At 30.9% G+C, this 3,114-nt stretch carries 3 protein-coding genes; all 3 read right to left on the reverse strand.

Going from position 1 to position 3,114, the window contains the following annotated elements; all coding sequences use genetic code 11:
* Positions 1-80: 80 nt before the first annotated feature.
* On the reverse strand, positions 81-1,541 hold the full coding sequence (gene zwf, locus HMPREF3131_RS05325) for a glucose-6-phosphate dehydrogenase (protein WP_000360133.1): 1,461 nt from the start codon (positions 1,539-1,541) through the stop codon (positions 81-83).
* A gap of 63 nt (positions 1,542-1,604) precedes the next feature.
* A complete protein-coding gene (gndA, locus tag HMPREF3131_RS05330; RefSeq protein WP_000097595.1) occupies positions 1,605-3,011 on the reverse strand; it encodes an NADP-dependent phosphogluconate dehydrogenase in 1,407 nt (468 codons plus the stop codon).
* Between the two features lie 31 nt (positions 3,012-3,042).
* Positions 3,043-3,114: hypothetical protein (locus tag HMPREF3131_RS11485; RefSeq protein ID WP_256262195.1), on the reverse strand; the 72-nt coding region annotated here is incomplete at its 5' end.

The following is a 3,114-nucleotide window of genomic DNA, read 5'->3' on the forward strand; positions in this document are numbered from 1 at the left end:
AGCTATATTTTTCTAACTTTGCAACAGAACCAGAATATTCATTTAACTCCTCCTATATAGTGTTTTGCAATATTTACGTTTTATAGATTATTCCACCATTCAAAGTTATCTTGTTTAAGTAATTGATCGCTTTCTTTAGGTCCAAAACTTCCTGGTTTATACTGTGGTATTGTTACGTTAGATTTTTTCCATTCAGTACTTATATAATCTATAAATTCCCATGATTGTTTAAGTTCTTCCCAATGTACAAAATTAGTTTGATTTCCTATTAAAGCATCACATATAAGTGATTCATAAGCATCCACTACTTGGTTTTTATCTATTGAGTTATAAATTTTCATATTATGACTTCTATTATTTCTATTTGATTTATTTTCATAAATATATAGTGATATTTTGGCATTAGGTTCTATATTTATTACCAGTAAATTACAATCAGTATCCTCATTATTATTTTCATATCTTAATGTATTATTGTTTTTTTTGAATTCTATAACAATCTCTGTTGCTTTTTTACCTAAGCGTTTCCCCGTACGAATATAAAATGGAGTCCCTTCCCATCTTCTATTATTGATAAGTACTTTTCCTGCTACAAATGTTTCTGTTGTTGAATCACTATCAACACCTTTTTCTTCATGATATGACATTATCGGAGTTTCATTAATAATACCATTAATATATTGTCCTCTAACAAAATATTTGTGTACATCAGCCCCTTTCAAAAATTTTATATTGTTTAAAAGTTCGATTTTTTTTAGTCTAATATCTTTACTATTTCTGCTTTCGGGTTTCTCCATAGCAATAAGAGTAAGTATTTGTAGTGCATGATTTTGCACCATATCTTTAAGCGCTCCTGTAGAATCATAGTATTGGCCTCTATCTTCAATGCCTAAAGTTTCCGATAGAGTTATTTGAACATTTGATATATACTTGTTGTTCCACAATGGTTCAAATATTGTATTACCAAAACGTAAAGATTCAATATTTTGCACCATCTCTTTACCTAGATAATGATCTATTCTAAATATTTCTTCTTCTTTAAAATACTGTCTTATGTGTTTATTTAAGTCTTCAGCAGATTTCAAATCTTTTCCAAATGGTTTTTCGATTATTAATCTTGAAAATCCATTTGTATCAGAAAGACCTGATTGGCTTATGCTTTGAGTTATAATTTTAAAAAATTGAGGATTCATTGCTAAGTAAAATAATCTATTGCCATCCAAACAATATTTTTTATCAATATCATTGGAAAGTTCCTTTAATTTATTCCAACTTGTTTTATCTTCAACATTTTGTTGAAAGTAAAATATGTTATCTAAAAATAAGTTCACCATTTCAAAATTTTCTCGGCTTAATAAAATTTGTTTTACTTTACTTCTATATTCTTCATCACTTATATCCTCTAAACCCGTAGAAATGATAACTAATTTCTTAAAGTGACCCTTTTTATAAAGATTAAAAATAGAAGGTAGCAATTTCCTGTAACTTAAATCTCCTGTTCCGCCAAATATTGTTATTAATGATGATAAATTTTTATCCAAAGCAGTTCCCCCCTTTTACTTGATTAGCTAGTTTCTGGTTTTCATTCCGTAACAGTAATTATATTACTCTTCATCCCATTGTGTGTGGAACACACCTTCATGATCTTTACGTTCATAAGTATGTGCACCAAAATAGTCACGTTGTGCTTGGATAAGATTAGCAGGTAAATCTTCAGAACGATAACTATCATAGTAGTTCACACTTGCAGAGAATCCTGGTGTTGGTACACCGTTTTTAACGCCTGTTGCTACGACGTCTCTTAATGCCTCTTGGTAATCTGTAACAATATTTTTGAAGTATGGATCTAATAATAAGTTTTCAAGTTCTGGATTATTATCGTAAGCATCTTTAATTTTTTGTAAGAATTGTGCACGAATGATACAACCCTCACGCCAAATCATTGCAAGATCACCTAATTTTAAGTTCCATTCGTGATCTTCGCTCGCTTTTCTCATTTGCGCAAAGCCTTGAGCGTAAGAACAAATCTTACTCATATATAATGCTTTTCTGATTTTTTCTAAGAATTCTTCTTTATTACCATCAAATGAAGCTTGTGGTCCATTTAATGATTTAGACGCGTTAACACGTTCTTCTTTAATGGATGAAATGAAACGAGCAAATACTGATTCAGTGATAATTGTTAATGGAATTCCTAATTCTAATGCATTAATAGAAGTCCACTTACCTGTACCTTTTTGACCAGCAGTATCTAATATTTTTTCTACTAAAGGTTCATTATTTTCATCTAATTCAGTGAAAATATCACCAGTAATTTCTATTAAGTAACTTTCGAGTTCTCCAGCATTCCAATCTTTGAATGTTTGAGAAATTTCAGTATGACTCATACCTAATAAGTCTTTCATCATTGCATAACTTTCAGCGATTAATTGCATATCTGCATATTCAATACCGTTATGGACCATTTTCACATAATGACCTGCACCATTTGGGCCAATGTATGTTACGCAAGATGCGCCATCTTGCGCTTTAGCTGAAATGGCATCTAAGATATCACTGACTTTATTATAAGCGGCTTCTTGACCGCCAGGCATTAATGAAGGACCAGTTAAAGCGCCTACTTCACCACCTGAAACGCCCATACCGATGAAATTAACGCCACTTTCAGCTAATGCTTTATTTCGACGAATTGTATCTTGATAGTTTGTATTACCACCATCAATTAAAATATCATCATCATCTAACAGCGGAAGTAGTGTATTTATCATATTATCCGTAGGACTCCCGGCCTTAATCATCAACAAAATTTTACGGGGTTTTTCTAATGAATCTACAAATTCTTTCAAGTTATACGCAGGATATATCTTTTGATAATGAGACTTTTGAATAGTATCATTAATTTCATTATTATCTCTACTATGAATACTCACAGAATATTTCTTATCCTCGATGTTCCACGCAAGATTTTTCCCCATAACACCTAAACCTAAAATTCCAATATTACTAGACATTGTATCCTCTCATTTCTTTATAGTTTATAACCTACAATCTTGCTTCAAGATCTTTTTTCATATCTTCAAATCCTGGTTTACCAAGTAAAGCAAACATATTTTG

This window comes from Staphylococcus sp. HMSC14C01 (assembly GCF_001808085.1).
GTDB lineage: Bacteria > Bacillota > Bacilli > Staphylococcales > Staphylococcaceae > Staphylococcus > Staphylococcus hominis.